This is a genomic window from Rhodococcus sp. p52 (genome assembly GCF_000763325.2).
In the GTDB taxonomy this organism is placed as follows: domain Bacteria; phylum Actinomycetota; class Actinomycetes; order Mycobacteriales; family Mycobacteriaceae; genus Rhodococcus; species Rhodococcus pyridinivorans.
The window spans coordinates 4,334,279-4,358,948 of sequence record NZ_CP016819.1 but is presented as its reverse complement, the minus strand read 5'-3'; the positions used below and the strand labels follow the sequence as shown (position 1 = coordinate 4,358,948).

21 protein-coding genes are annotated in these 24,670 nt (G+C 68.4%); 7 read left to right on the top strand and 14 right to left on the bottom strand.

Annotated elements, in window-relative coordinates; all coding sequences use genetic code 11:
- Positions 1-44: 44 nt before the first annotated feature.
- The 3 genes from katG to glnA all read right to left on the bottom strand — a co-directional run bounded on the left by katG (position 45) and on the right by glnA (position 4,368).
- Positions 45-2,228: a catalase/peroxidase HPI gene (gene katG, locus IM25_RS20095; RefSeq protein WP_198162512.1), complete on the bottom strand. Its 2,184-nt coding sequence runs from the start codon at positions 2,226-2,228 to the stop codon at positions 45-47.
- 37 nt (positions 2,229-2,265) lie between these two features.
- Positions 2,266-2,706, bottom strand: a complete 441-nt coding sequence (locus tag IM25_RS20090; RefSeq protein WP_052040105.1) for a Fur family transcriptional regulator — start codon at positions 2,704-2,706, stop codon at positions 2,266-2,268.
- A 225-nt stretch (positions 2,707-2,931) separates the two neighbouring features.
- The gene (glnA, locus tag IM25_RS20085; RefSeq protein ID WP_006554411.1) at positions 2,932-4,368 is read right to left on the bottom strand and encodes a type I glutamate--ammonia ligase; all 1,437 of its coding nucleotides are present in this window, start codon (positions 4,366-4,368) and stop codon (positions 2,932-2,934) included.
- Between the two features lie 210 nt (positions 4,369-4,578).
- Between glnA and IM25_RS20080 the strand changes: the two genes are divergently transcribed.
- The gene (locus IM25_RS20080) at positions 4,579-5,055 is read left to right on the top strand and encodes an RDD family protein (RefSeq protein WP_033097791.1); all 477 of its coding nucleotides are present in this window, start codon (positions 4,579-4,581) and stop codon (positions 5,053-5,055) included.
- A 111-nt stretch (positions 5,056-5,166) separates the two neighbouring features.
- On the opposite strand, the gene IM25_RS20075 is transcribed toward IM25_RS20080, so the two are convergent.
- From IM25_RS20075 to IM25_RS20055, 5 genes are all read right to left on the bottom strand, one after another.
- Entirely contained in the window at positions 5,167-5,907 is a 741-nt protein-coding gene (locus IM25_RS20075) for a DUF4191 domain-containing protein (protein WP_033097792.1), read from the bottom strand.
- Positions 5,908-5,990: 83 nt separating this feature from the next.
- Positions 5,991-7,001, bottom strand: a complete 1,011-nt coding sequence (gene lipA, locus IM25_RS20070) for a lipoyl synthase (protein WP_006554408.1) — start codon at positions 6,999-7,001, stop codon at positions 5,991-5,993.
- Positions 7,002-7,055: 54 nt separating this feature from the next.
- Entirely contained in the window at positions 7,056-7,835 is a 780-nt protein-coding gene (lipB, locus tag IM25_RS20065) for a lipoyl(octanoyl) transferase LipB (protein ID WP_065996297.1), read from the bottom strand.
- Positions 7,836-7,962: 127 nt separating this feature from the next.
- Positions 7,963-10,110 carry a 2-oxoglutarate dehydrogenase, E2 component, dihydrolipoamide succinyltransferase gene (gene sucB / locus IM25_RS20060; RefSeq protein WP_084295047.1) on the bottom strand — a complete coding sequence of 716 codons (2,148 nt, stop codon included), beginning with the start codon at positions 10,108-10,110 and terminating at the stop codon, positions 7,963-7,965.
- Positions 10,111-10,408: 298 nt separating this feature from the next.
- Positions 10,409-11,920, bottom strand: coding sequence for a leucyl aminopeptidase (locus IM25_RS20055; protein ID WP_065996295.1), 1,512 nt, complete (start codon positions 11,918-11,920; stop codon positions 10,409-10,411).
- Between the two features lie 155 nt (positions 11,921-12,075).
- Here IM25_RS20055 and gcvT point away from each other — a divergent pair, with 155 nt between their 5' ends.
- Together gcvT and IM25_RS20045 are read left to right on the top strand one after the other, a co-directional pair.
- Entirely contained in the window at positions 12,076-13,176 is a 1,101-nt protein-coding gene (gene gcvT, locus IM25_RS20050; protein ID WP_033097582.1) for a glycine cleavage system aminomethyltransferase GcvT, read from the top strand.
- Positions 13,177-13,208: 32 nt separating this feature from the next.
- Positions 13,209-14,315, top strand: coding sequence for a branched-chain amino acid aminotransferase (locus IM25_RS20045; RefSeq protein WP_006554404.1), 1,107 nt, complete (start codon positions 13,209-13,211; stop codon positions 14,313-14,315).
- A 74-nt stretch (positions 14,316-14,389) separates the two neighbouring features.
- On the opposite strand, the gene IM25_RS20040 is transcribed toward IM25_RS20045, so the two are convergent.
- From IM25_RS20040 to IM25_RS20030, 3 genes are all read right to left on the bottom strand, one after another.
- Positions 14,390-15,154, bottom strand: a complete 765-nt coding sequence (locus IM25_RS20040) for an adenosylcobinamide-GDP ribazoletransferase (protein WP_065996293.1) — start codon at positions 15,152-15,154, stop codon at positions 14,390-14,392.
- A complete protein-coding gene (gene cobT, locus IM25_RS20035) occupies positions 15,154-16,245 on the bottom strand; it encodes a nicotinate-nucleotide--dimethylbenzimidazole phosphoribosyltransferase (RefSeq protein WP_033097584.1) in 1,092 nt (363 codons plus the stop codon). Before cobT ends, IM25_RS20040 begins: the two co-directional genes overlap by 1 nt.
- A 369-nt stretch (positions 16,246-16,614) precedes the next feature.
- Positions 16,615-17,289: a DUF3043 domain-containing protein gene (locus IM25_RS20030; protein ID WP_016693856.1), complete on the bottom strand. Its 675-nt coding sequence runs from the start codon at positions 17,287-17,289 to the stop codon at positions 16,615-16,617.
- Between the two features lie 141 nt (positions 17,290-17,430).
- On the opposite strand from IM25_RS20030, the gene IM25_RS20025 reads away from it, so the two are divergent.
- Together IM25_RS20025 and IM25_RS20020 are read left to right on the top strand one after the other, a co-directional pair.
- Positions 17,431-17,781, top strand: a complete 351-nt coding sequence (locus IM25_RS20025; protein ID WP_006554400.1) for a HesB/IscA family protein — start codon at positions 17,431-17,433, stop codon at positions 17,779-17,781.
- 134 nt (positions 17,782-17,915) lie between these two features.
- Complete coding sequence (locus IM25_RS20020) at positions 17,916-18,890, top strand: carbohydrate kinase family protein (protein WP_033097585.1); 975 nt, start codon at positions 17,916-17,918, stop codon at positions 18,888-18,890.
- Between the two features lie 83 nt (positions 18,891-18,973).
- Here the strand turns inward: IM25_RS20020 and asnB are convergent, their stop codons facing one another.
- Complete coding sequence (gene asnB, locus IM25_RS20015) at positions 18,974-20,899, bottom strand: asparagine synthase (glutamine-hydrolyzing) (RefSeq protein WP_006554398.1); 1,926 nt, start codon at positions 20,897-20,899, stop codon at positions 18,974-18,976.
- A gap of 353 nt (positions 20,900-21,252) precedes the next feature.
- Between asnB and ctaC the strand changes: the two genes are divergently transcribed.
- Together ctaC and IM25_RS20005 are read left to right on the top strand one after the other, a co-directional pair.
- Complete coding sequence (ctaC, locus tag IM25_RS20010) at positions 21,253-22,329, top strand: aa3-type cytochrome oxidase subunit II (RefSeq protein WP_006554397.1); 1,077 nt, start codon at positions 21,253-21,255, stop codon at positions 22,327-22,329.
- A 33-nt stretch (positions 22,330-22,362) separates the two neighbouring features.
- Positions 22,363-22,779: a cytochrome c oxidase subunit 4 gene (locus IM25_RS20005; protein ID WP_006554396.1), complete on the top strand. Its 417-nt coding sequence runs from the start codon at positions 22,363-22,365 to the stop codon at positions 22,777-22,779.
- An 84-nt stretch (positions 22,780-22,863) separates the two neighbouring features.
- Here IM25_RS20005 and IM25_RS20000 read toward each other — a convergent pair whose 3' ends face one another.
- Together IM25_RS20000 and IM25_RS19995 are read right to left on the bottom strand one after the other, a co-directional pair.
- Entirely contained in the window at positions 22,864-23,874 is a 1,011-nt protein-coding gene (locus IM25_RS20000; protein ID WP_033097586.1) for a HEAT repeat domain-containing protein, read from the bottom strand.
- A gap of 4 nt (positions 23,875-23,878) precedes the next feature.
- Positions 23,879-24,562: a HEAT repeat domain-containing protein gene (locus IM25_RS19995; protein WP_052040080.1), complete on the bottom strand. Its 684-nt coding sequence runs from the start codon at positions 24,560-24,562 to the stop codon at positions 23,879-23,881.
- Positions 24,563-24,670 lie beyond the last annotated feature (108 nt).

The window sequence follows — 24,670 nt, the reverse complement described above, 5'->3', positions numbered from 1 at the left end:
CTCCGGGACGGTGCGTCAGGCGCGGTCGTGGACCGTCGGCGCGGTCACTTCTTCAGATCGAAACGATCCAGGTTCATCACCTTCGTCCAGGCCGCGACGAAATCGCGGACGAACTTCGGGCCGGCATCGTCGGTCGCGTAGACCTCGGCGAGCGCCCGCAGCTGCGAGTTGTGCCCGAAGACCAGGTCGACGGCGGTCGCGGTGTATTTGACCTGGTCCGATCCCCGAGCGCGTCCTTCGTAGACGCCCTCGCTGTTCTGCGAGACCTTCCACTCGGTCCCCATGTCGAGCAGATTGACGAAGAAATCGTTCGTCAGGGTCTGCGGCCGGTCGGTGAAGACCCCGTGCTTGCTGCCGCCGTGGTTCGCGCCGAGCGCACGCAGACCGCCGACGAGCACCGTCGTCTCGGGAGCGGTCAGCGTCAGCAGGTTGGCGCGCTCGAGGAACAACTTCTCGGGCGGGAGCTTCTCGCCGCCGCGCAGGTAGTTGCGGAAACCGTCGTGCTTCGGCTCGAGCACCTCGAACGACTCGACGTCGGTCCACTCCTGCGTCGCATCGGTGCGGCCGGGGGAGAACGGAACCGTGATGTCGTGTCCCGCATCCTTGGCGGCCTTCTCCACCGCGGCGTTACCGGCGAGCACGATCAGGTCCGCCAGGGAGACCTTCTTGTTGCCGCCGGAGCCGTTGAAGTCCTGCTGGATGCCCTCGAGGATCTGCAGCACCTGTGCGAGCTGTTCGGGTTCGTTGGCCTCCCAGTTCTTCTGCGGCTCGAGCCGCACGCGCGCGCCGTTCGCGCCGCCGCGCTTGTCGGTGCCGCGGAAGCTCGCAGCCGACGCCCAGGCGGTGGCGACGAGCTGCGGGATCGTCGCTCCCGAGTCGAGGATCTTCGCCTTGAGGGAGGCGGCGTCGCTGTCGTCGATCAGCTCGTGGTCGACCTCCGGCACCGGGTCCTGCCAGATCTGCGGTTCCGGGATCCACGGCCCCCGGTACCGCGAGATCGGACCCATGTCGCGGTGCAGCAGCTTGAACCACGCCTTGGCGAACTCCTGCTCGAGTTCCTCGGGATGGTCGAGCCAGCGCCGGGTGATCTCGCCGTAGACGGGGTCGTAGCGCAACGCGAGGTCGCTGGTGAGCATGCCCGGCGCGTGCTTCTTCGTCGGGTCGTGGGCGTCGGGCACGGTGTCCGCGCCGGCACCGCCTTTCGGCGTCCACTGCCACGCACCGGCGGGGCTCTTGGTCTTCTCCCACTCGTAGGCGTACAGCGTCTCGAGGAAGCTGTTGTCCCACTTGGTCGGAGTGGGCGTCCAGGTGACCTCGAGACCGCTGGTGATCGTGTCGCCACCGACACCGGTGCCGTACGAGTTCTTCCAGCCGAGACCCTGCTGTTCGATCGGGGCACCCTCGGGTTCGGGCCCGAGATTGTCGGCCGGGGCGGCACCGTGAGTCTTGCCGACGGTGTGACCGCCGACGATGAGCGCGGCCGTCTCGACGTCGTTCATCGCCATCCGGGCGAACGTCTCGCGGATGTCGCGTCCGGACGCGAGGATCTCCGGGTTGCCGTTGGGGCCTTCGGGATTGACGTAGATCAGACCCATCTGGACGGCGCCCAGCGGGCCCTGGAGTTCGCGCTCACCGGCGTAGCGTTCGTCGCCGAGCCAGGTGTCCTCCGGGCCCCAGAAGACCTCGTCGGGCTCCCAGATGTCCTCGCGGCCGAACGCGAAGCCGAACGTCGTGAACCCCATCGACTCGTAGGCGCAGTTGCCGGCGAAGACCAGCAGGTCGGCCCAGGAGAGCTTGCGGCCGTACTTCTGCTTGATCGGCCACAGGAGACGACGGGCCTTGTCGAGGCTGACGTTGTCGGGCCAGCTGTTGAGCGGAGCGAACCGCTGCGCGCCCTTGCCGCCACCACCGCGACCGTCGGCGATGCGGTAGGTGCCGGCCGAGTGCCAGCTCATACGGATGAACAGACCCCCGTAGTGACCGAAGTCGGCCGGCCACCAGTCCTGGGAATCCGTCATCAGGTCGATCAGATCCTGACGGAGCGCCTCGACGTCGAGGGATTCGACTTCCTTCGAGTAGTCGAAGTCGGGTTCCAACGGATTGGACAGCGGTGAATGCTGGTGCAGGACCGTCAAATCCAGCTGGTCCGGCCACCAGTCCTGATTGGTCCTCGGCCGGTGCGGTGACGGCTCGGGGGAGGGGACTGCCGGGTTTTCGCTTTCGGACACTGCGGTTTCCTTCCGGATCAGGGTCGATCGGACCGATTCAGGGCTGTTGTCGTGGATCGTCTGTCGAACAGTCGCGGCACAGGCCCCAGAAGACGACGTCGGCCTCGTCGACGTCGAAACCTGCGTCGTCCACCGGTGACAGGCAACGCGAGTCACCGACGGTGTGGTCGACATCCGAGATCACGGCGCAGGACCGGCAGACGAGGTGGTGATGACTGTCGCCGACACGCACCTCGTACCGCGCGTGGAAACCTGCGGGCCGGATTCGTCGGAGCAGGCCGTGTGCCGAGAGTGCGTGAAGGATGTCGTACACGGTGTGCCGACCGATGCCGGGAACGACGGCGCCGACCGCGTCGAAGATGCGATCGGCATCGGCGTGCGGGTGCTCGTGCGCCGCATCGAGCACCGCCAGACGCTGTCGGGTCACGCGAAGACCGGCCGCGCGTAACCGCTCGGAGAAATCCCGCGTCGAGGGCACGTGCCCACTATGGACCACTTTTCTGGAACCGGTCGCGATTTCGCCGGATTCGATGACGAACAAACGATTCTCGCGCGCCGAACCGGGGCTTGCTGCTGCTGCAGCAGGGGCGAACCCCGTTTCGGCGCGCGAGGATGCCGGAGCGGAAGGGGCGCAGACAAGGCGAGAGGCCGCCCGTCCCGGAAGGGACGAACGGCCTCTCGAAGAGTGCTTACCGGACTCGACTCAGCAGTCGAAGTACAGCTGGAACTCGTAGGGGTGCGGGCGCAGGTTGACCGGAGCGATCTCCTGCTCGCGCTTGAGCGAGATCCAGGTCTCGATGAGGTCGGTGGTGAAGACGCCGCCCTCGGTGAGGTACTCGTGGTCGCGCTCGAGGTTGTCGATCACGGCCGACAGGCTGGTGGGGGCCTGCGGGATGTTCTTGGCCTCCTCCGGCGGGAGCTCGTAGAGGTCCTTGTCGACCGGAGCGAGCGGCTCGATCTTGTTCTTGATGCCGTCGAGGCCGGCCATCATCTGCGCCGCGAAGTTCAGGTAGGGGTTACCCGAGGAGTCGGGAGCGCGGAACTCGAGACGCTTGGCCTTCGGGTTGTTGCCCGTGATCGGGATACGCACGGCGGCCGAACGGTTGCGCTGGCTGTACACGAGGTTGATCGGAGCCTCGTAGCCCGGCACCAGACGGTGGTACGAGTTGATCGTCGGGTTCGTGAAGGCGAGCAGCGACGGCGCGTGGTGGAGGATGCCGCCGATGTACCAGCGGGCGAGGTCGGACAGACCCGCGTAGCCGGACTCGTCGTGGAACAGCGGCTTGCCGTCCTTCCACAGCGACTGGTGCACGTGCATGCCCGAGCCGTTGTCGCCGAAGAGCGGCTTCGGCATGAAGGTGGCGGTCTTGCCGTTCTTCCACGCCGTGTTCTTGACGATGTACTTGAACAGCTGCAGGTCGTCGGCTGCGGAGAGCAGCGTGTTGAACTTGTAGTTGATCTCGGCCTGGCCGCCGGTGCCCACCTCGTGGTGGCCGCGCTCGAGCTCGAAGCCGGCGAGCTGCAGGTTGGTGGAGATCTCGTCGCGCAGGTCGACGTAGTGGTCGTACGGAGCGACGGGGAAGTAGCCACCCTTCGGGCGGACCTTGTAGCCGCGGTTCGGGGTGCCGTCGGCGTTGTACTCGGCGCCGGTGTTCCACGAGCCGGAGATCGAATCGAGCTCGTAGAACGCGCCGTTCATCTTCGAGTCGTAGGAGACGGAGTCGAAGATGTAGAACTCGGCCTCGGCACCGAAGAAGGCGGTGTCGGCGATGCCGGTGCTGATCAGGTATTCCTCGGCCTTACGCGCGACGTTGCGGGGGTCGCGGCTGTAGGACTCACGGGTGAACGGATCGTGGACGAAGAAGCTGACGTTCAGGGTCTTGGCGGCGCGGAAGGGATCGATGCGGGCGGTCGTCACATCGGGGAGCAGGAGCATGTCCGACTCGTGGATGGACTGGAAACCCCGCACGGAGGATCCGTCGAATGCCAGGCCGTCCTCGAAGACGTCCTCGTTGAACGCCTTCGCCGGGATCGAGAAGTGCTGTTCGATGCCGGGCAGGTCCGTGAAGCGGATATCGACGTACTCGACGTTCTCTTCCGCGATGTACTTGATGACCTCTTCGGCCGTGGTGAACGCCACGCTTGTGCTCCTTCAGTCGGTGCGCGCCATGGGTGCTGGGCGCCTGCGTCGGATCAGACGTTATGGATCTGGTGTTGCCCGTCCATCAAGCCTATGTTTCGCGGGTGTTACACATGCCTTCGTCCTGCTGTGAGGTCGAAAAGGTGGTATAAGTCACCGCGGCCAACACGGGTCGACGCTGGTCCGCCCATGAGAGCTTATCCTGGTGCCATGGCACGCATGACGGGCAGTTGGCTTTCCGGGCCTGCTGCGGCGCTTCCCAAAGGTCTCCAGCAGGAGCAGGACTATCCCGGGCAACTGCTCGGCCTCCCCGAACACGGCCCCGGCTCCATGGTGCCCACCGTCCGCCGGGTACTCGCCCTCGCGGTCGACTGGTTCATGTCCATGGCGATCGCGGCCGGCCTCGTCGGGGGCAACCCGCTCGAGAGTCCGCTGCTGTCGTCGTACACCCTCATCATCTGGTTCGTGGTGGGCGTGGGATGCGTGAGCCTGTTCTCGTTCACCCCCGGACAGTTCGTCGCCGGGCTGCAGGTCGTGCGGGTGGACGCCCCCGCGAGGGTCGGCATCGTGCGCGCGCTCGCACGTCAGGTGCTACTGGTGTTCATCGCCCCGGCGCTCGTCACCGACATCGACGGTCGCGGCCTGCAGGATCGCGCCACGGGCACCGCGGTCGTCCGTTCGCGCTGACGCGCAGGCGTCCGTTCGCGCTGACCGCGACCACCCGCAAACTTCTCCGCATACACCGAAGGCCGCCTTCGTCCCCGGGACGAGAGGCGGCCTTCGGCGTAGTTCGGAAGATCAGCGGCGGCGCATGGTGCGCTGCACGCTGCGCATCTTCGCGCCGGCGGGAAGCGGGCCCTTGGGCATGGCCGGCCCGGACTTCTTCGTGCTCAGCGCCGACAGGCGACCTTCGATGGTGTCCATCCGCTTGGTATCGATGTTGCGGGGCAGCTTGTTCAGACGCTTCTGCAGCTGGGAGAGCTGGATCTGGCCCTCCTCGTTGCCGACGACGAACTCGTAGATCGGGGTGTCGCCGACGAGACGCGCGACCCGCTTCTTCTCCTGGGCCATCAGGCCCTTCACGCGACCGGGGTTGCCCTCACCGACGAGGATGATGCCGGGACGTCCGATGACGCGGTGCACGGCGTCGAGCTGGGTGGTGCCCGCGACCGCCTGGCTCACGCGCCACGCGCCCTGCAGGTTGTCGAGCGCCCACGCGGCCGCACCGGCCTGACCGTCGGCCTTCGCGTACACGCTCTTCTGCACGCGGCGCCCGAAGATGATGAAGGCCAACAGGACGCCGACGAGGATGCCGACCGGCAGCAGGAACCACTGGATGTCGAAGATCAGGCCGACGAGGAAGAACACCACGATCGAACCGACGAGGGCACCGATCATCCACGGCAGGAGTGCCTTGTCCTCCTTGCGCTGGATCTGGAACGCCTGCCATAGCTGGGTTCGACGCTCCTTCGACGCCTGCTTGCGTGCGGCCTTCGCCGCGGCCTTCGCTTCCTTGTCGGTCTTGCTGCCCTTCGCCATGTACTCAAGGATACGGCCCCGGTGGTGGCACGTTTACCACCACCGGGGCCGCCTGAGGACCTGCCGCGACGAGCGGCGGGAGGTCAGTTGCCGAAGCGCGCGAGAACGGCGCCGGCTTCCTGGGACGCCGTGCCCTCCTCGGCGAGATGCGCCTGGTCGGCGGGAAGTTCGCGTCCGTGGTGGGCCATCGCCTGTGCGTACAGGCGACCGGCGCGGTACGACGAACGCACCAGCGGACCGGCCATCACACCGGCGAACCCGATCTCGCGGGCGGTCTCGGAGTGATCGACGAACTCCTGCGGCTTGACCCAGCGCTCGACCGGATGGTGGAGCGGGGAGGGCCGCAGGTACTGGGTGATCGTGATGATGTCGCAGCCGGCGGCGTGCAGGTCGTGCAGCGCTTCGGTGACCTCCTCGGGGGTCTCGCCCATGCCGAGGATGAGGTTGGACTTGGTGACCAGTCCGAAGTCGCGGGCCTGCCGGATCACGTCGAGCGACCGCTCGTAGCGGAAGGCCGGACGGATGCGCTTGAAGATCCGCGGCACGGTCTCGACGTTGTGCGCGAGCACCTCGGGACGCGACTCGAAGACCTCCTGCAGCAGGTCGGGCTTGCCGTTGAAGTCGGGGATGAGGTTCTCGACGCCGGTGCCCGGGTTGAGCGCGTGGATCTGCTTCACCGTCTCGGCATACAGCCATGCGCCGCCGTCGGGCAGATCGTCGCGGGCGACGCCGGTGATCGTGGAGTAGCGCAGACCCATCGAGCGGACCGACTCGGCGACACGACGCGGCTCGTCGCGGTCGAGCGCGGCGGGCTTACCGGTGTCGATCTGGCAGAAGTCGCAGCGACGGGTGCACTGCTCGCCACCGATGAGGAATGTCGCCTCGCGGTCTTCCCAGCACTCGTAGATGTTGGGACAACCGGCTTCCTCACAGACCGTGTGCAGACCTTCGCGTCGCACCAGGCCCTTGAGGTCGGTGTACTCCGGGCCCATCTTCGCCCGGGTCTTGATCCAGTTGGGTTTGCGTTCGATCGGCGTCTGCGCGTTTCGGGTCTCGATCCGCAGCAGCTTGCGTCCTTCTGGGGCCACAGTCACGCACTCGATCGTACGCCGCCGGTCCTGCCCGGACCCGGCGGGGGCGACCGCCCTTCAGAACCGGTGTGTCGTGAATTCCGGGGTGGTGGTGGGAATTCCGGACGCCCCGACGGCGTGCTCGAAGGTGACCCGCTCGATGTCGCACTCGGTCACGGGGATTCGGCCGTCGAGAGCGGCGATGACGGCCTCGGTGACGGCCGGGATCACGTCGTCGACGGTGACCTCCCGGCCGAGTTCGCCGGTGAGCGACGCGACTCCGGCGTCGCGGATGCCGCACGGGACGATCGAGTCGAACGCGTCGAGAGCCGAATTGCAGTTGAGTGCGAAGCCGTGCATGGCGACACCACGTTGCACCCGGATGCCGATCGCAGCGATCTTGCGTTCGGGGAGCCAGTGCCCGTCGCGCAGCTCGGCGGGAAGCCAGACACCGGAGCGTCCTTCCACGCGGCCGCAGTTCAGGCCCATGTCGGTACAGACGCGGATCAGGCCCTGTTCGACGCGACGCACGTAGCCGACGACGTCGATCGGCTCGGCGAGCTTGACGATGGGATAGCCCACGAGCTGCCCGGGGCCGTGCCAGGTGATCTTGCCGCCGCGGTCGACGTCGATGACGGGCGTGCCGTCGGGGGGGCGGTCGCCGTCCTCGGTGCGGCGCCCGGCCGTGTAGACGGGCGGGTGTTCGAGCAGGAGCAGGGTGTCGGCGCCGATGCCGTCGGCGCGCTCGTTCGCGAGTTCGCGCTGCCTCTCCCAGGCCTCGAGATAACCGAGGGTTCCGAGACATGCGACGGCGACGGGAGCCGAATCGGAACGGGCGGAAGACGAGGGATCACTCATGTTCCTGAACTCTACGCCGCACCGCAGGGGGAGGGCACCCGCTGTGGCGCGGACGCCGACGGGGGCATCACGGCAGTGGTGATGCCCCCGTCGGAGGTCGTCGGACGGATAGTCCGGATCCGGAAACCTACAGTCCCAGATCGGACTCGAACGCGCCCTCCTCGAGACGATGCTTGATCGTCTTGAGGAAGCGGCCCGCGTCGGCACCGTCGATCAGGCGGTGATCGTAGGTAAGCGGCAGGTAGCACATCGAGCGGACGCCGATGGACTCGTTGCCGGTCTCGTCGATCACCACGACCGGACGCTTGACGATGGCGCCGGTTCCGAGCATCGCGGCCTGCGGCGGCACGAGGATCGGGGTGTCGAACAACGCGCCCTGGCTACCGATGTTGGTGATGGTGAAGGTGCCACCGGCCAGCTCGTCGGGCTTGAGACCACCCTTGCGGGCACGCTCGGCGATGTCGGCGATCGCGCGGGCGAGCTCGGCCAGCGACAGGTCGCCGGCGTTGTGGATCACCGGGGAGAGCAGGCCCTGCTCGGTGTCCACCGCGATGCCGAGGTGCTCGGCCGCGTGGTAGGTGATCTCCTTCTTGCTGTCGTCGAAGGAGGCGTTGACGTTCGGGTGCGCGCGCAGCGCCTCGACGACAGCCTTGGCGAAGAACGGCAGGAAGGTGAGGTTGACGCTCTCGCGCTCGGAGAACGCCTTCTTCGCCTGGGCCCGCAGCTGGGCGATCTTGGTGACGTCGACCTCGAAGGTCTGGGTGAGCTGCGCGGTGGTCTGCAGCGACTCGAGGGTCTTCTTCGCCGTGATCTGGCGGATGCGGTTGATCTTCTGGGTCGTTCCGCGCAGCTTGGCGAGCTCGGGGCGCACACCCGGAGCCGGACTCGCCGGAGCGGCCGACTTCTGCTGCTCGCCACCGGCTGCCTTGCCACCCTCGGCGGCAGCGAGGACGTCCTGCTTGCGGATGCGGCCACCGACACCGGTGCCCTTCACCGTCGACAGGTCGACGCCGTGCTGCGAGGCGAGCTTGCGCACGAGCGGGGTGACGTACGGGGTCGCACCGCTCGGGGTGGACTCCTCCTGAGGCGCGGGCTTCGGGGTCGTCGCCGCGGTCCCGACCGGCTTCGGTGCGGGAGCCGGGGTGGCCTGCTCGACCTTCGGGGCCTGCTGCTGTGCGGCGGGCTTCTGCTCGGCGGGCTTCGGAGTCTCCTGCTTCGGAACCTCCTGCTTCGGCGCGGGCTTCTCCTCGGCGGGAGCGGACTGCTGGGCCGGGGCTTCGCTGCCGATGACGGCGAGCTGTCCGCCGACCTCGACGGTCTCGTCCTCCTGAGCGGTGATCTCGGTGAGGATGCCGGCGACCGGGGAGGGGATCTCGGTGTCGACCTTGTCGGTGGAGACCTCGAGGAGCGGTTCGTCCACGGCGACCTCGTCGCCGACGGCCTTGAGCCAGCGGGTGACGGTGCCTTCGGTGACCGACTCGCCCAGTGCCGGCATGGTGACCGGGGTGCCCTCGCCGCTACCACCCGAGGATGCGGGCTGCGCGGGGGCGGACGGAGCCGGAGCGGCCTCCTCGGACGGCTCGGTGGTGGGCTCGACGGCCGGCGCCGACTCCTCGGCCGGGGCGGACTGCTCGGCGGGAGCGGACTGCTCGGCGGGAGCGGACTGCTGGGCCGGGGCCTCGCTGCCGATGACGGCGAGCTGTCCGCCGACCTCGACGGTCTCGTCCTCCTGAGCGGTGATCTCGGTGAGGATGCCGGCGACCGGGGAGGGGATCTCGGTGTCGACCTTGTCGGTGGAGACCTCGAGGAGCGGTTCGTCCACGGCGACCTCGTCGCCGACGGCCTTGAGCCAGCGGGTGACGGTGCCCTCGGTGACCGACTCGCCCAGTGCCGGCATGGTGACCGGGGTGCCCTCGCCGCTACCACCCGAGGATGCGGGCTGCGCGGGGGCGGACTCCGCGGCGGGCTCCTCCGCGGGAGCCTCTTCGGCCGGTGCCTTTTCGGCGGCGGGTGCGGAATCTTCGCCGGCTTCCTCACCGGCGTCACCGATCACCGCCAGTTCGCCACCGATCTCGACCGTGTCATCCTCCTGGGCGACGATCTTGACCAGCACGCCGGCTGCAGGCGACGGGATCTCGGTGTCGACCTTGTCCGTGGAGACTTCGAGCAAGGGCTCGTCGACTTCGACCGTGTCTCCTTCCTGCTTGAGCCATCGCGTGACAGTTCCCTCGGTGACGCTCTCACCAAGCGCTGGCATCTGGACGGAGAAGGCCATGTCTGTTGACTCCTCGACGGTTGTGTTCGTGTGTGTTGAGTTGTACCGACTCGTGGTCGCCGACCATTGTGTGGTCGTTGACCATTGTGCGCGGGCCAGGAACCCCGTGCCTGCTGGTTCACGTGTTCGGTCGGGCCGATACCGGCGGGGCATGGCCCCTCCCATCCTTGCACCTATCTTTCGGTGATGTTCGGGGAGGGGCGGATCACCTCACACCGGGGTTCCGCTGTTACCGATCACACCGGTCCTCTCCCTCGCCCCGGGCGGGGCCAGGCGGGGAGAGGACCGGTGTGGAAGATCATCCGTTGGCGGCGATGTCCTCGATCACGGCGAGCATGGTGCGCACGGGCACGCCGGTGCCGCCCTTGCCGACGTAACCGAACGGTCCGCCGGTGTTGAAGGCCGGGCCGGCGACGTCGATGTGCGCCCACTGCACACCCTCGGCGACGAACTCCTTCAGGAAGATGCCGGCCGTGAGCATGCCGCCCCACCGGTGGGGGGAGACGTTCGCGAGGTCGGCCACGCGGGACTCGAGATCACCGCGCAGTTCCTTCGGGAAGGGCATCGCCCAGCCGTTCTCACCGACCTCCTGGGACAGAGCGGCCACGCGGTCGCGGAACTCGTCGTGACCCATGACGCCCGGCGTCCGGGTGCCGAGGGCGACCATCTGTGCGCCGGTGAGGGTCGCGGTGTCGATGAGGTAGTCGGGATCGTCCTCGCATGCGCGCACGATGGCGTCGGCGAGGATCAGGCGACCCTCGGCGTCGGTGTTGATGACCTCGACGGTGGTTCCACCGTACTGGGTCAGCACGTCGCCCGGACGCTGCGCGGTCGACGACGGCATGTTCTCGGCCATCGGCACGGTCGCGGTGACGTCGGCGGCGACACCGAGCTTCGCGGCGAGCACGACGGTCGCGACGACCGCGGCGGCGCCGGCCATGTCGGAGGTCATCGCCTCCATGCCGGCGGCGGGCTTGATGGAGATGCCGCCGGTGTCGAAGGTGATGCCCTTGCCCACGAGCGCGACCTTCGGGGCCTTGCGCTTCTTCGACGAGTAGGACAGGCGCACGAGACGCGGGGGACGCGACGAGCCCTTGCCGACGCCGACGATGCCGCCGAAGCCCTTCTTCTCGAGCACCTTCTCGTCGAGGATCTCGACCTTCAGACCGGCGGCCTCGCCGAGTGCCTTCGCGCGCTCGGCGAACTCTGCCGGGAACAGGTGGCTCGGCGGGGGGTTCACGAAGTTCCGGGCCGTCGCGACGGCCTCGGCGATCGCGACGGAGCGGGAGAGCGCCGCCTTCGCCGCGCGGTCGCGGGTCGAAGGCACGAGCAGTTCCACCCGCGCGACCGCCTGCGCGTCCTTCTTGGGTGCGGACTTCTCCGACCGGAACTCGGTGTAGGTGTAGGCGCCGAGCGCGAAACCTTCCGCCGCGGCACCGAGGTCGACGGCGGACAGTGTGGTCGCGACCGTCTCCACACCTGTCAGTGCGCGTGCCGCGACCCCGGCGGAGCGGCGGATCTGCTCGGCGTCGATCTTGTCGGCGTCGCCGAGACCGACGGCGAGCACGCTCGTCACGGGCAGGGAGGCAGGCGCCGGCACGCGGGTGAGCTCCTCGCCGCGGCCTTTCGCGCCCACGGCGACCAGGGAGTCGAGCAGTTCGCCGAGAACCGCTTCGTCGATCGGGGCGTCGCCCGCGAGGATCTCGGGGGTGCCGTCGGCGGAGGTCACGCCGATCACCAGGACATCGGCTCGTTTGGAAACCGAACCGGCGAGAACGAGTTCGGGAAGATCGGGAGTGGGTGCACTCACAGGGCATCTCCTTGGAGCTTGGTCGGGAACGAGCGAGTCGTTCTCTTGCGGCGTCGTTCGGTGCGAGGGGAATCGCCTCGATGTAATCGACCCTAATGACAACGACGCCCGGCGTCGCTGTCGGACACGGTGGCGGTGGGATAGCGTCGTACGCCATGAGCGACGAGGAACTGAAGCAGGGCCCCATCCACACCGTGCACGTCGAACTCGGTGCGACCTTCGCTCCGTTCGGCGGCTGGGAGATGCCGGTCTCCTACGCAGGGACGGTCGCCGAGCACACGGCCGTGCGCGAGAACGTGGGACTGTTCGACGTCAGCCACCTGGGCAAGGCACTCGTCGCCGGACCGGATGCCGCCCAGTTCCTGAACACCACGCTCAGCAACGACCTCACCCGCATCGGTCCCGGCAAGGCGCAGTACACCCTGTGCTGCACCGAGAACGGCGGTGTCGTCGACGACCTGATCGTCTACCACGTCTCCGACGACGAGCTCTTCCTCGTTCCGAACGCGGCCAACACCGCAGCGGTCGTCGAGGCGCTGACCGCCGCGGCACCGGCCGGCGTCACAGTGACGAACCAGCATCGCGACCACGCGGTGTTCGCCGTCCAGGGGCCGAAGGCCGTCGAGGTCCTCGAGGCGCTCGGCCTGCCCACCGACATCGCCTACATGGGCTTCGCCGACGCCGAGTACGAGGGTGCTCCGGTGCGCGTGTGCCGCAGCGGCTACACCGGCGAACGGGGCTACGAGGTGCTGCCGCGCTGGGACGACGCCGAAGGTGTCTTCCGCGCGCTGCTCGACGCCGTCCGCGCACAGGGCGGTCAGGCCGCCGGTCTCGGCGCCCGCGACACCTTGCGCACCGAGATGGGCTACGCGCTGCACGGGCACGAGCTGTCCGTCGACATCTCGCCGCTCGAAGCGCGGGTCGGCTGGGCCGTGGGCTGGAAGAAGCCGCAGTTCTGGGGTCGCGACGCGCTGGTCCGCGAGAAGGAGGCGGGCCCGGCACGGAAACTGTGGGGCCTGCGGGCGCTCGACCGCGGCGTCCTGCGTCAGGACCTGACCGTGCGTCGCGACGGTGACGAGGTAGGGCGGACCACCTCGGGCACCTTCTCGCCGACCCTCAAGATCGGCATCGCCCTCGCACTCCTCGACACCGCCGCCGGACTCGAACCGGGCGACGAAGTGAGCGTGGACGTGCGCGGACGGTCGCTGCGCGCCGAAGTGGTGGCTCCGCCGTTCGTCGAGGACCACACCAGATAGGGCTTCTGCAGGCGGTTGTACCATTGTCCTCCATGACAGGTGTCCTCGAATTCGCCCGCGTCCAGCATCCTTCACCGAGCTCTGCGGAGCGGCGCCAGGAGGTTCTGTCGAATCCCGGTTTCGGGCAGTACTTCACCGATCACATGGTGTCGATCACTTACACCGGCGGGATCGGTTGGCACGACGCGAAAGTCGAGCCGTACACCCCGATATCCCTGGACCCGGCCGCGATGGTCCTGCACTACGGGCAGGCGATCTTCGAGGGTCTCAAGGCCTACCGGCAGGCCGACGGCAGCATCGCGTCGTTCCGCGTGACCGCCAATGCCGCGCGCATGAACCGGTCCGCGGAGCGGCTCGCGATGCCGTACCTGCCGCCGGAGCTGTTCGTGAAGGCGATCACCGAGCTGGTCGAGGTCGACAACGAGTGGGTTCCCGCCGCCGGCGGCGAGGATTCGCTCTACCTGCGTCCCTTCGCCTTCGCGACCGAGCCGGCTCTCGGCGTGCGGCCCGCGAAGGAGTACAAGTTCCTCGTCATCGCGTCCCCGGCGGGTGCCTACTTCCCGCGCGGCGTGAAGCCGGTCAACGTGTGGCTCTCCCGCGAGTACGTGCGCGCCTCCCCGGGCGGCACGGGCGCCGCGAAGTTCGCCGGCAACTACGCGGCTTCGCTCGTCGCGCAGGCGCACGCTGCCGAGCAGGGCTGCGACCAGGTGGTCTGGCTCGACGCGATCGAGCGCAAGTACGTCGAGGAGATGGGCGGCATGAACCTGTACTTCGTGTACGGGTCCGGTGCCGACGCGCGTCTGGTCACCCCGGAGCTGTCCGGCTCGCTGCTCCCCGGCATCACCCGCGACTCGCTGCTCACCCTCGCCAAGGACTCCGGTCTCTCGGTCGAGGAGCGACGCATCAGCACCGACGAGTGGCGCGAGAAGGCCGGCAGCGGTGAGATCACCGAGGTGTTCGCGTGCGGTACCGCCGCGGTCATCACGCCGGTCGGCAGCGTCAAGGACAAGGACGGCGAGTTCACCATCGCCGACGGCGAGCCCGGCCCCATCACGATGGCCCTGCGCGACACCCTGACCGGCATCCAGCGCGGTACCTTCGCCGACACCCACGGATGGATGACGACGCTGCGCAAGTGACGTAGCCACGAACGCGAAGGGATGTTGCCGGATTTCCGGCAGCACCCCTTCGTCGTTTCCGGACGCAGTGCGATCTAGAGCAAGGCCGCCGCAGCCACCGCGACGGCAGAGACCGTGCCCTCGGTGACCGCGCCGAGCACGTCGCCGTTCATGCCGCCGAAGCGCGCGACGCAGTGACGGGCGAAAAGCACCGAGGCGACCAGCACCACCGTGACGACGAGCGGTCCCGCCCAGAGCGGACCGGGCAGGCACACGAGCGACAGTGCCACCGCGGCCACCGTCCACACCGTGATCGGCACGACACCCTGCGTCCCCGCCACGAGCGAGCCGAAGCCGCTGCCGGGCGCTGCCGGGACACCGCGCCGGCACGCGACGACCACGGCCACACGTCCGGAGAAGACCGCGAACCCGACCGCCCCCCACGCGTCGGTGTCGACGAGCGCACCGAACGAGGCGGCCTGCAGACCGAGGACGACGACGAGCGCCGCCACACCGAAGGGACCCGCGCCGCCGCTGTGCATCACCTCGCGCGCCCGCTCGGGCGGGCCGTAGCAGCCGAGACCGTCGGCGGTGTCACTCAGGCCGTCGACGTGCATTCCGCGGGTGCCGACCGCCAGCACCCCGACACACACCAGGCCCGTCACCAGTGGTGGCGTCCCGACGGCGGAACCGATCAGGCAGACGGCGGTGGCCGCGGCGGCGAGTACGGCACCGGCGATCGGCGCCACGGAGATCGCACGTCCGGCGACCGTCCGGTCGATCTCCGTCGGGCCTCGCGCGGGCAGGACCGTCAACCACGACAGGGCCAGCGCGCCCCCGCCGAGCCAGGCGCGGATCATCAGTCGGCGTTTGCCGGGGCGCTCTCGTCGCGGGTGCTCACGCCCGCTTCGGAGAAGGTGGCCATCTGCGCGAGAATCGCGACCGCACCTTGCAGCACCGGCAGCGCCGTCACGGCTCCCGATCCCTCGCCGAGGCGCATACCGAGGTCGACGATCGGTTCGAGCCGGAGATGACGCAGCGCGATGGTATGGGCGGGTTCGGCCGACCGGTGACCGGACACCCACCAGCGTGCCGCGCCGGGTGCGAGTTCCTCGGCGACCATCGCAGCAGCGGTGACGACGACGCCGTCGAGGATCACCGGCGTCCGGCGGACCGCGGCCTGCGCGAGGAATCCCGCCATCGCAGCGAAGTCCGCGCCACCGGCGGTGCGCAGCAGGGCGACGGGATTGCGTACGTGGGGCCGCGCCCGCCACATGGCGTCGCGGATCGCGGTGACCTTGCGCATCCACCCCGCGTCGTCGACGCCGGTGCCGCGGCCGACCGCGGCCACGGGTTCGGTGGAGGTGAGGATGGCGATGAGAACGGTTGCAGGAGTGGTGTTCCCGATCCCCATATCGCCCGCGACGAGGAGATCGGCGCCTTCGTCGACCTCGCGGTCGGCGAGCGCACGGCCGGCCTCGATCGCGCGGACCGTCTCGTCGTGCGTGAGCGCGTCCTCGCGGTCGATGCTGCCGCTCGAGTGACGGATCTTGAGCTCGGACACCTCGGGGGAGGTGTCGCTCTCGACTGCCATGTCGACGACCCGCACTCCTGCGCCCGCGGCGGCGGCGAGCACGTTCACGGCGGCGCCACCCGCGGACAGGTTCGCCACCATTTGCGCGGTGACCTCCGGCGGATAGGCCGAGACCCCGTTGCGCGCGACGCCGTGGTCACCTGCGAAGACCACGACCCGCGGTCGGCGGAAGGGATGGGGCGGGACCTCGCCCTGACAGGCGGCGACCCAGCACCCGAGTTCCTCGAGCCGTCCGAGTGAGCGGGCGGGTTTCGTCAGATCCCGCTGGCGTTCCTCGGCGGCGACGCGTGCTTCGAGATCGGGTGGGTCGACGCGCGGGAACTCGACGTCGGCGGGGGAATCGGAACCGCTGGTCACAGGTCACCTCTCGGACGGATCTTCACGCGAGAACGCTATCAACCGCCCGCTCTGGCAGAAATCCGATGCTATGCGTCATCACTGCCACTTCTCGGCGATCGGATTCGGTCGGAGGATCGAGACATGATCGAACTCACAGTCACCGTCCTGGTCCTGTCCACCCTGGTCATCGGTCTCGAGGTGCTCCGCCGGCGGACCGCTACCGCGCCGGCCTGGGTCCGGCGCGCGCCCTGGCGACTCCACTGGGAGCGCCCCGCACGGACGACTCGGCCGCGGCACCGCATGTCGCAGGACGTGCAGGCCGCGGCCGAGATCCGGAGCTACCGCCGGTGGTGTGCGGGGCGCCTCACAACTGAGGTCGCCGGGAGGTCAGACGGCGTCCCCCGGGCCGACCCGGGGGAGCGGTGCACGCAGCTTCTTGATCTGGGAGGCGCGCACGAAGGCGTACCAGCCGAGGCCGAAGCCACCGTCGGTCGAATCGGGGAAGCGCTCGCGCACCTTCTTGTTGACCATTCGCCCGAGATAGATGCCCTCGATGATCATCAGGAACATCATCACGAACATCGCGAGCGTGACGTACTGCTGCACCACCGGCCCGAGGAACATCGACATGATGAGCACGAGCGCGAGCGGCATGAACAGGCCGACGAGATTGCGCCGGCTGTCGACGATGTCGCGCACGTAGGCGCGCACTGGGCCGCGGTCGCGGGGGAGCAGGTACTTCTCCTCGCCCGCGAGCATCCGGTTGCGACGCTCGGACGCGTCGGCGCGACGCTGCGCGGCGGCCGCCTTGCGCTCCTCCTTGCTCTGCGACTTGCGCGCGGCCTTGCGGCGCTCGCGGGCTTCCTTCGCAGTCAGGGGAGCGGGGGCGACGGGACCGCGACGACGGTTCTCGGCGTCGCGCCGTTTGGGCGTCGGACGCCCCTTACCGGTCGTCGCCTTCGCGGACGCGGAATCGTCGGGAGTCGCGGCCGGGGAGTCCTCGGTCGCAGGAACCTGGTGATCGGCGGAGTCGTCGGAACCACCGCGGCGTAGCAACTTCACACCACCAGGCTATGGGATAGTGGAGAGAAGCGGAAAATTCCGCACGCCATACCACGCTCGGCGCAACTCGTCCACGAGGAATAGATTCCGGCGCGGTACCGTTGAACCATCGGGTTTCGACACGAACGACAGGGAGCGCCCATGACTGTGCAGCAAGAGACCGATACTCACGGCGTCATCCTGACCGAGGCCGCCGCTGCGAAGGCGAAGGCACTGCTCGATCAGGAGGGCCGCGACGACCTCGCACTGCGTATCGCCGTGCAGCCCGGAGGCTGTGCCGGTCTGCGGTACCAGCTGTTCTTCGACGACCGCACGCTGGACGGCGACCTCACGAAAGAATTCGCCGGTGTGACGCTCGCCGTCGACCGGATGAGCGCGCCGTACGTCGAGGGTGCGTCGATCGACTTCGTCGACACCATCGAGAAGCAGGGCTTCACCATCGACAACCCGAATGCCACGGGGTCGTGCGCCTGCGGCGACTCGTTCAACTGAACCGAGAACGCACCTCGGAACCCCGGCGCTTCACGGCGCCGGGGTTCCGTCGTTTCCGCGGTAGTACCGTGGGACCGCTCCGGCTCTCCGTGTGAGCAGCCACACCATCGACATCCGCGGAAAGGCTCAGCCACGTGACTATCGCCGTGACCGGCTCCATCGCCACCGACCACCTCATGCGCTTTCCCGGCCGGTTCGCCGAGCAGCTGCTCGCCGACCAGCTCGCGCACATCTCCCTGAGCTTCCTCGTCGACGACCTCGTCGTCCGGCGCGGCGGAGTGGGCGGCAACATCGCCTTCGCGATGGGTGTCCTGGGCGGAACGCCGGTGCTCGTCGGCGCCGTCGGCGCCGACTTCACCGAGTACCGCACCTGGCTCGAGGACCACGGGGTCGACTGCTCGTCGGTGCGGATCTCGCAGACCGCCCACACCGCCCGCTTCGTGTGCACTACCGACCTGGACATGGCGCAGATCGCCTCGTTCTACCCCGGTGCGATGTCCGAGGCCCGCGAGATCTCCATCGCCGACGTGGTGAGCAAGCACAGCGTCGACCTCGTGCTCGTCGGCGCCAACGATCCCGACGCGATGATCCGGCACACCGAGGAGTGCCGCCGGCTCGGCGTCCCGTTCGTCGCCGACCCGTCCCAGCAGCTCGCCCGCCTGGACGGGCAGCAGGCCGAGCAGCTCATCGACGGCGCCGAGTACCTGTTCACCAACGAGTACGAGTGGGGACTGCTGCTGCAGAAGACCGGTCTCACCGAGGACGAGGTGCAGACGAAGGTCGGCATGCGCATCACCACCCTCGGCGGTGACGGCGCGACGATCGTCGACCGCGACGGCAACCAGGTGCAGGTCGGTGTGGTGCCCGAGCGCGCAAAGGTCGACCCCACCGGTGTGGGCGACGCCTTCCGCGCCGGCTTCCTGCTCGGACACCGCTCCGGTCTGAGCATCGAACGGGCCGCGCAGCTGGGCTCGCTGGTCGCGGTGCACGTCCTCGAGACCACCGGCACGCAGGAGTGGAACTTCGACCGCACCGACGCCCTCAAGCGTCTCGCCGACGCCTACGGCACCGCCGCCGCCGACGAGATCGGCGCGATTCTCGGCGCCTGAGCGGCGGAACACCCGATCCTGGAAACGCGACGGCCGCGAACATCCCCGGGGATGTTCGCGGCCGTCGCGTACGGGTCGGGTGATCAGATCTCGACCGGGTAGGCCGGCTCCTGGATCTGCGGCACGATGCGCTTCTCCACGAAGATGCCGTGCCAGACCATGAAGCACAGCACCGTCCACAGACGACGGCTGTGATCGATCGGGCCGGTCCGGTGCTCGTCGAGCATCTTCGCCACCGCGCCCTTGTCGAGCAGGTGATCGGTCTGCGACTCGGCGATCACCTCGTGCGCCCAGTCGAACAGCTCCGTGCCGGCCAGCCAGTGCCGCAGCGGCACCGGGAAGCCCAGCTTCGCGCGGTGCAGCACGTGTGGCGGGACGATGCCCTCCAGCGCCTGCCGCAGCGCATACTTCGTCGTCTGTTTCGTGATCTTCTGGTCCAGCGGAACCTGCGACGCCACCCGGAACACCTCGGAGTCCAGGAACGGCACGCGCAGCTCGAGCGAGTTGGCCATCGTCATCTTGTCGGCCTTGACGAGGATGTCGCCGCGCAGCCACGTGAACAGGTCGAGATGCTGCATCCGTGCCACCGGATCCCAGCCGGCAGACTGCGCGTAGATCGGGGCGGTGACGTCCTGGTGCGTCCATTCCGGACGGAAGTCGCGCAGCACCGAGCGCAGCTGCGCGTCGTTGAAGCTGCGGGCGTTGCCGTAGTAGCGCTCCTCGAGCGTCATCGAGCCACGGTGCAGCAGGCTCTTGCCTCGGGTGCCCTCGGGGATGCGCTCCGAGAGCTTCCCGGCAGCCCGGCGCAGCGCCGGCGGCAGGAACTCGAACGGACGCAGCGACAGCGGCTCGCGGTAGATCGTGTAACCGCCGAACAGCTCGTCGGCGCCCTCACCCGACAGCACGACCTTGACGTGCTTGCGGGCCTCCCGGGCGATGAACCACAGCGGCACGAGCGCCGGGTCGGCCACAGGGTCGTCGAGGTACCAGATGATCTCGGGGATAGCCGCGGCGAACTCGCTGGGGGAGACCACCCGCACCACGTGCCGGGCACCGATCGCGGCCGCCGACTCTGCGGCGACGTCGACCTCGGAGTAACCCTCCCGCTCGAAACCCGCGGTGAAGGTGATGAGCTTCGGGTTGTGGCGCATCGCCAGCGCGGCGATGGCCGTCGAATCGATGCCACCCGAGAGGAACGACCCGACGGTCACGTCGGCGCGCATGTGCTTGGCCACCGAGTCCTCGAGGGCCTCGGCGATCTCGCGGTAACGATCCTGTTCGCGGCCCGCCGCGAACGGCCGGACCGGGAAGGTGGGATGGAAGTATCGCGTGATCTCCGGCTCGGCGCCGGGCGTGATACGCGCGTAGCAGCCCGACTCGAGGCGGCGGATCCGCCGGTGCAGCGTCTCGGGCTCGGGAACGTACTGCAGCACCGTGTAGTGCTCGATCGCACGAGGATCGAGCTCGGTGTCGATGCCGATCACGTCGGCGAGCTCCAGCAGACTCTTCTTCTCGCTGCCGAAGGCGGTACCGCCGGTGCCGGTCGCGAGGAACAGCGGCTTGATGCCGAACGGGTCGCGGGCGACGAACAGCTCGCGGGTGTGCGTGTCCCAGATCGCGAAGGCGAACATACCCCGCAGGCGCTGGACCGCGCGCACTCCCCAGTGGTGGTAGGCCGCGACGATCGCCTCGCTGTCGCCCTCGGTCGCGAAGGAGGTACCGAACGTCTCGGTGAGCTCCTTGCGCAGTTCGAGATAGTTGTAGATCTCACCGTTGAAGGTCAGCGCGTAGCGGTCGGGCTGCTCCGGCGGGCCCCAGCGCAGCGGCTGGTGCGAGTGCGCGATGTCGATGATCGACAACCGGTTGAATCCGAAGACGAGGTCGGCGTCGTGCCAGGTGCCGTGCTCGTCGGGGCCGCGATGGCGCAGGCAGTGCATCGCGGAGTCCACCTTCGCGACGGCGTCGTCGCTGGTGCCGTCAGTGGTCAGAAACCCGAGCAATCCGCACACGCGTGGGTTACCTCATTCCGGTCGGGGGTGTCGCGAAGAACCCCGGTGGGTGCCCAGCGCGGGACACCGCACCGCGCATGACACCGGGAACTACCACTCGGGGTCCGGCGTTGGTTCTACCGAAGTATGCCGCAGACGGTCGACATCGGGCAGCCGCGCCCGGACGCCACTGACGATCACTCGCCCGACAGGAGAAAACCGACGTCACGAGCCGGGTCTTCCGGTCGAAACGCCCAGTCCGACACTTTCTTCGTGCCCCGGCGATGGATAGCGCCCGGGTTTGGTCTACGCTGCGTAGTAATTGGGCCGGCCCTCCGGGTGTGCCCTAGTGGAATTGCGGCGATCAGGAAGGCGTGAACGTGGCGCAAGGTCGGATCCTTCGGCGGTTCGGGCTCGCAGCATCACTCGGCATTGCAGCCTTGGTGCTGACCGGGTGCTCGAGCGAAGAAATCCTTCGTTTCGGCTGGCCGGAGGGCATCACTCCTCAGGCCGAGCGTATGCGTGAACTGTGGACGTGGTCGGTTGTCGCCGCCCTCGTCATGGGAATTCTCGTGTGGGCACTCACCTTCTGGGTGATCATTGCCTACCGGCGTCGGAAGGACGATCCGGAGTTCCCGCGTCAGACGGCATACAACGTGCCGCTCGAGCTGGCTTACACCGCGGCGCCGTTCGTCGCCGTGTGTGTCCTCTTCTACTTCACGGTCGTGGTGCAGAACTACGTCCTGGAGAAGGAAGACAACCCGAACGTCGTGGTCGACGTGACGGCGTTCCAGTGGAACTGGAAGTTCGGCTACCGGACGATCGATCTGCAGGACGGCACGGCCCCTTACAACGGTATCGACGAGGTCGCCGAGGCGGCAGTTGCACAGGAGCCGTTCGACCCGTCCACCGCGCACGGTGAATCGGGTGAGGAGCACGAGGCTCCGGGAGCGATCCACGGCAAGCCCGCCGAGGACCTGTCCTACCTGCACTACGACAAGATCGAGACGATCGGCACCAGCGAAGAGATTCCGGTGCTCGTTCTTCCCACCGGGAAGCGCATCGAGTTCCAGCTGGCGTCCTCCGACGTCATCCACGCCTTCTGGGTGCCGGAGTTCCTGTTCAAGCGCGACGTGAACCCGAACCCGCGTGAGAACAACTCCGATCCGGTCTTCCAGATCTCCGAGATCGAGCGTGAGGGCGCGTTCGTCGGCCGCTGCGCCGAGATGTGCGGCACCTACCACGCGATGATGAACTTCGAGGTCCGCGCGGTCAGCCCGGAGGACTTCGCCCGGTACATCGAGCTCCGCAAGCCGGTCGAGGACGGCGGCGAAGGCCTGTCGAACGCTCGTGCGCTCGAAGCCATCGGCCAGAGCCCGATCGCGACCTCGACGACTCCGTTCAAGACCGACCGCACGGATCGGTCGGCGACCGTCGCCGCAGGCGAGTGACGGCCACCCCCTCCGACAAGGACAAGTGCTGATATGAAGATCGAAGCCAAGCTCTTCGAGGTCGTGACGGTGTTCTTCGTGCTCGTCGCCATCGTGTACGGCGTGTTCACCGGGCTCTCGGACAAGGGCATCGAATGGGCCGGCCTCACGGCCATCGTCCTCTCCGCCGGTCTGACCCTGATCGTCGGAACGTACTTCCGCTTCGTTGCTCGTCGTCTCGACACCCGTCCCGAGGACTACGAGGACGCCGAGATCAGCGACGGTGCGGGCGACCTCGGTTTCTTCAGTGCGGGTAGCTATTGGCCGATCCTGCTCGCCGGCGCAGCAGCGTTCGCCGCCATCGCACTGGCCTTCTACCAGCCGTGGATGATCGTCCTCGCGGTCGCGCTCATCATCGCGGCAGCAGCCGGCCTGGTGTTCGAGTACCACATCGGACCCGAGAAGCACTGAGCCGGTACCCTCGACCACACGGGCGCCGCACCTTCGGGTGCGGCGCCTGCGTCGTTTCCGTCGTCGTTCTCGAGGTTCAGTTCTTCAGGGAGCCCGACGCGTGGTGAGGACGACCCTCGCGGTCGCTGCAACCGTACGATTCGGATCGTCGGTCAGAGCCTCGAGCGCGTCGTCGGCGGCCGACCCGGGGATCTCCGCGAGTGCCTGCGTGAGACGTAGCCGGACACCGGCATCGTCCGAGCCGCCGAGCGCGTGCTGCAGCAACCGCACGATCTCGGCGGACGACAGCGGCCGATCTGCGAGCAGGCCGAGTACCTCGGCGGCCTCGACGTCCGACCGGCCCTCCACGATCATCTCTACGAGCACGGGGACGGCCACGTCCACCCCTCGCGCCCCGAGCGTCAGAGCCGCCGTGGAACGTGCTTTGGGATCGGTGTCGTCGAGGGCCCCCTCCAGGAGCCTCGTCGATTCGGGCACACGGAGTTCCGCGAGTGTCGCGATCGCCCGTCGCCGCACCGGCACCTCGTCGGAGTGAAGGCCCTCCGCGAGTGCCGGCAGCGCAGCGTCGAATGCGTCCGCTGCTCGGGCGAGCGACCAGCGCAGCGCGCCGGCGACGAACGGATCCTCCTCCGACAGCGCCGCCCGGACCAGCGCTGCGACCGGCAGCGTCGTGTCCTCGTCCTGGGACAGGATCGCCTGCTGGCGGCGGGAGCCGGAATCGGATTCGAACGCGCGCAACAGCGCGACGAGGCGCAGGACGTCGTCCCAACCGCTGGGGGAGGCCGAGTCGACGCCTTCGAGACGAGCGAGGAGTTCGGTCTCGGCGGCGATCCGTCCGCGCGTGTGCCGGATCAGCTCCTGCACCAGATCCGCCGGAGCGAAATCCGGTTCCCCCAGCGCACGTCCGACCTCGTTCAGCGACAGGCCGAGACTCCGGAGGCTCTCCACGTGGAAGAGCCTCCTGAGGTCGTCCTCGGTGTACTCGCGGTAGCCGCCCGAGGTACGGCCAGTCGGCGTCACCAGCCCCAGGCGGTCGTAGTGCCGCAGCATGCGGCTGCTGACACCGGAGCGCCGCGAGACCTCACCGATCAGCACCGGCTCACTCCCGGATACCGTCCGCGCCGAGTGCGGCGACGCGTTTCGCCGACTCCACAGAGAGGACGAACGCGCTGTCGGGGTCGACGCGGATCCGTTCGGTGGCCTCCGCGTGAGCGCGGACGCGCGGGTCGGGGCTGTTCATCGCCGTGTCCAGGACCGGCGCCGCGGCCTCGTCGAGTGCCGCGAGAGCGCGACCGAGGCTCAGTTGTAGGTCGCGGTCGCCGCGGCCCAGTTCGGCGCCGAGAGCCGCAGCGAGGCCGCTTTCCGAGCCCGGTGGCACGAGAGCGACCGCCGCGCGCCACGCGCTGCGTGCCACCTCGTCGTGCTCGTCGTGGAGCATCCCCGAAACCTTCGGCCATGCGACGGGATCGCCGATCTTCGACAACGTGTGCAGGGCCTGACTGCGTGCCTGTGAGACATCCGAACCGAGCTCGGCGAGCAGACGCGGCACGGTCACCCCGGCCGGCAGACGGCACAGCGCCCAGGTCAGCATGTCGCGGACGAAGAAGTCCGGCTCCACCGCGCACCGGTCGACGAGAGCGGTCACCGTTTCGGGATCGGGTGCGGTACCCGACTCGAGTGCGGCGCGCAGACGCACGGAGGCGTCGTCGGCGGACAGGGCCTCGACGAGGCGGGTGGACAGGGCCTCGACGAGGCGGGTGGACGGGTCCTGATGTGTGCGCATGGGAGGCACCTCCTTCACGACCCATTCGAGCGCTTGTCACAGTGTCAAGGTCAAGACGTACGCTCCGGACGATATCCGGTGGGGGATGGGAGAACCCCCGAATGACGA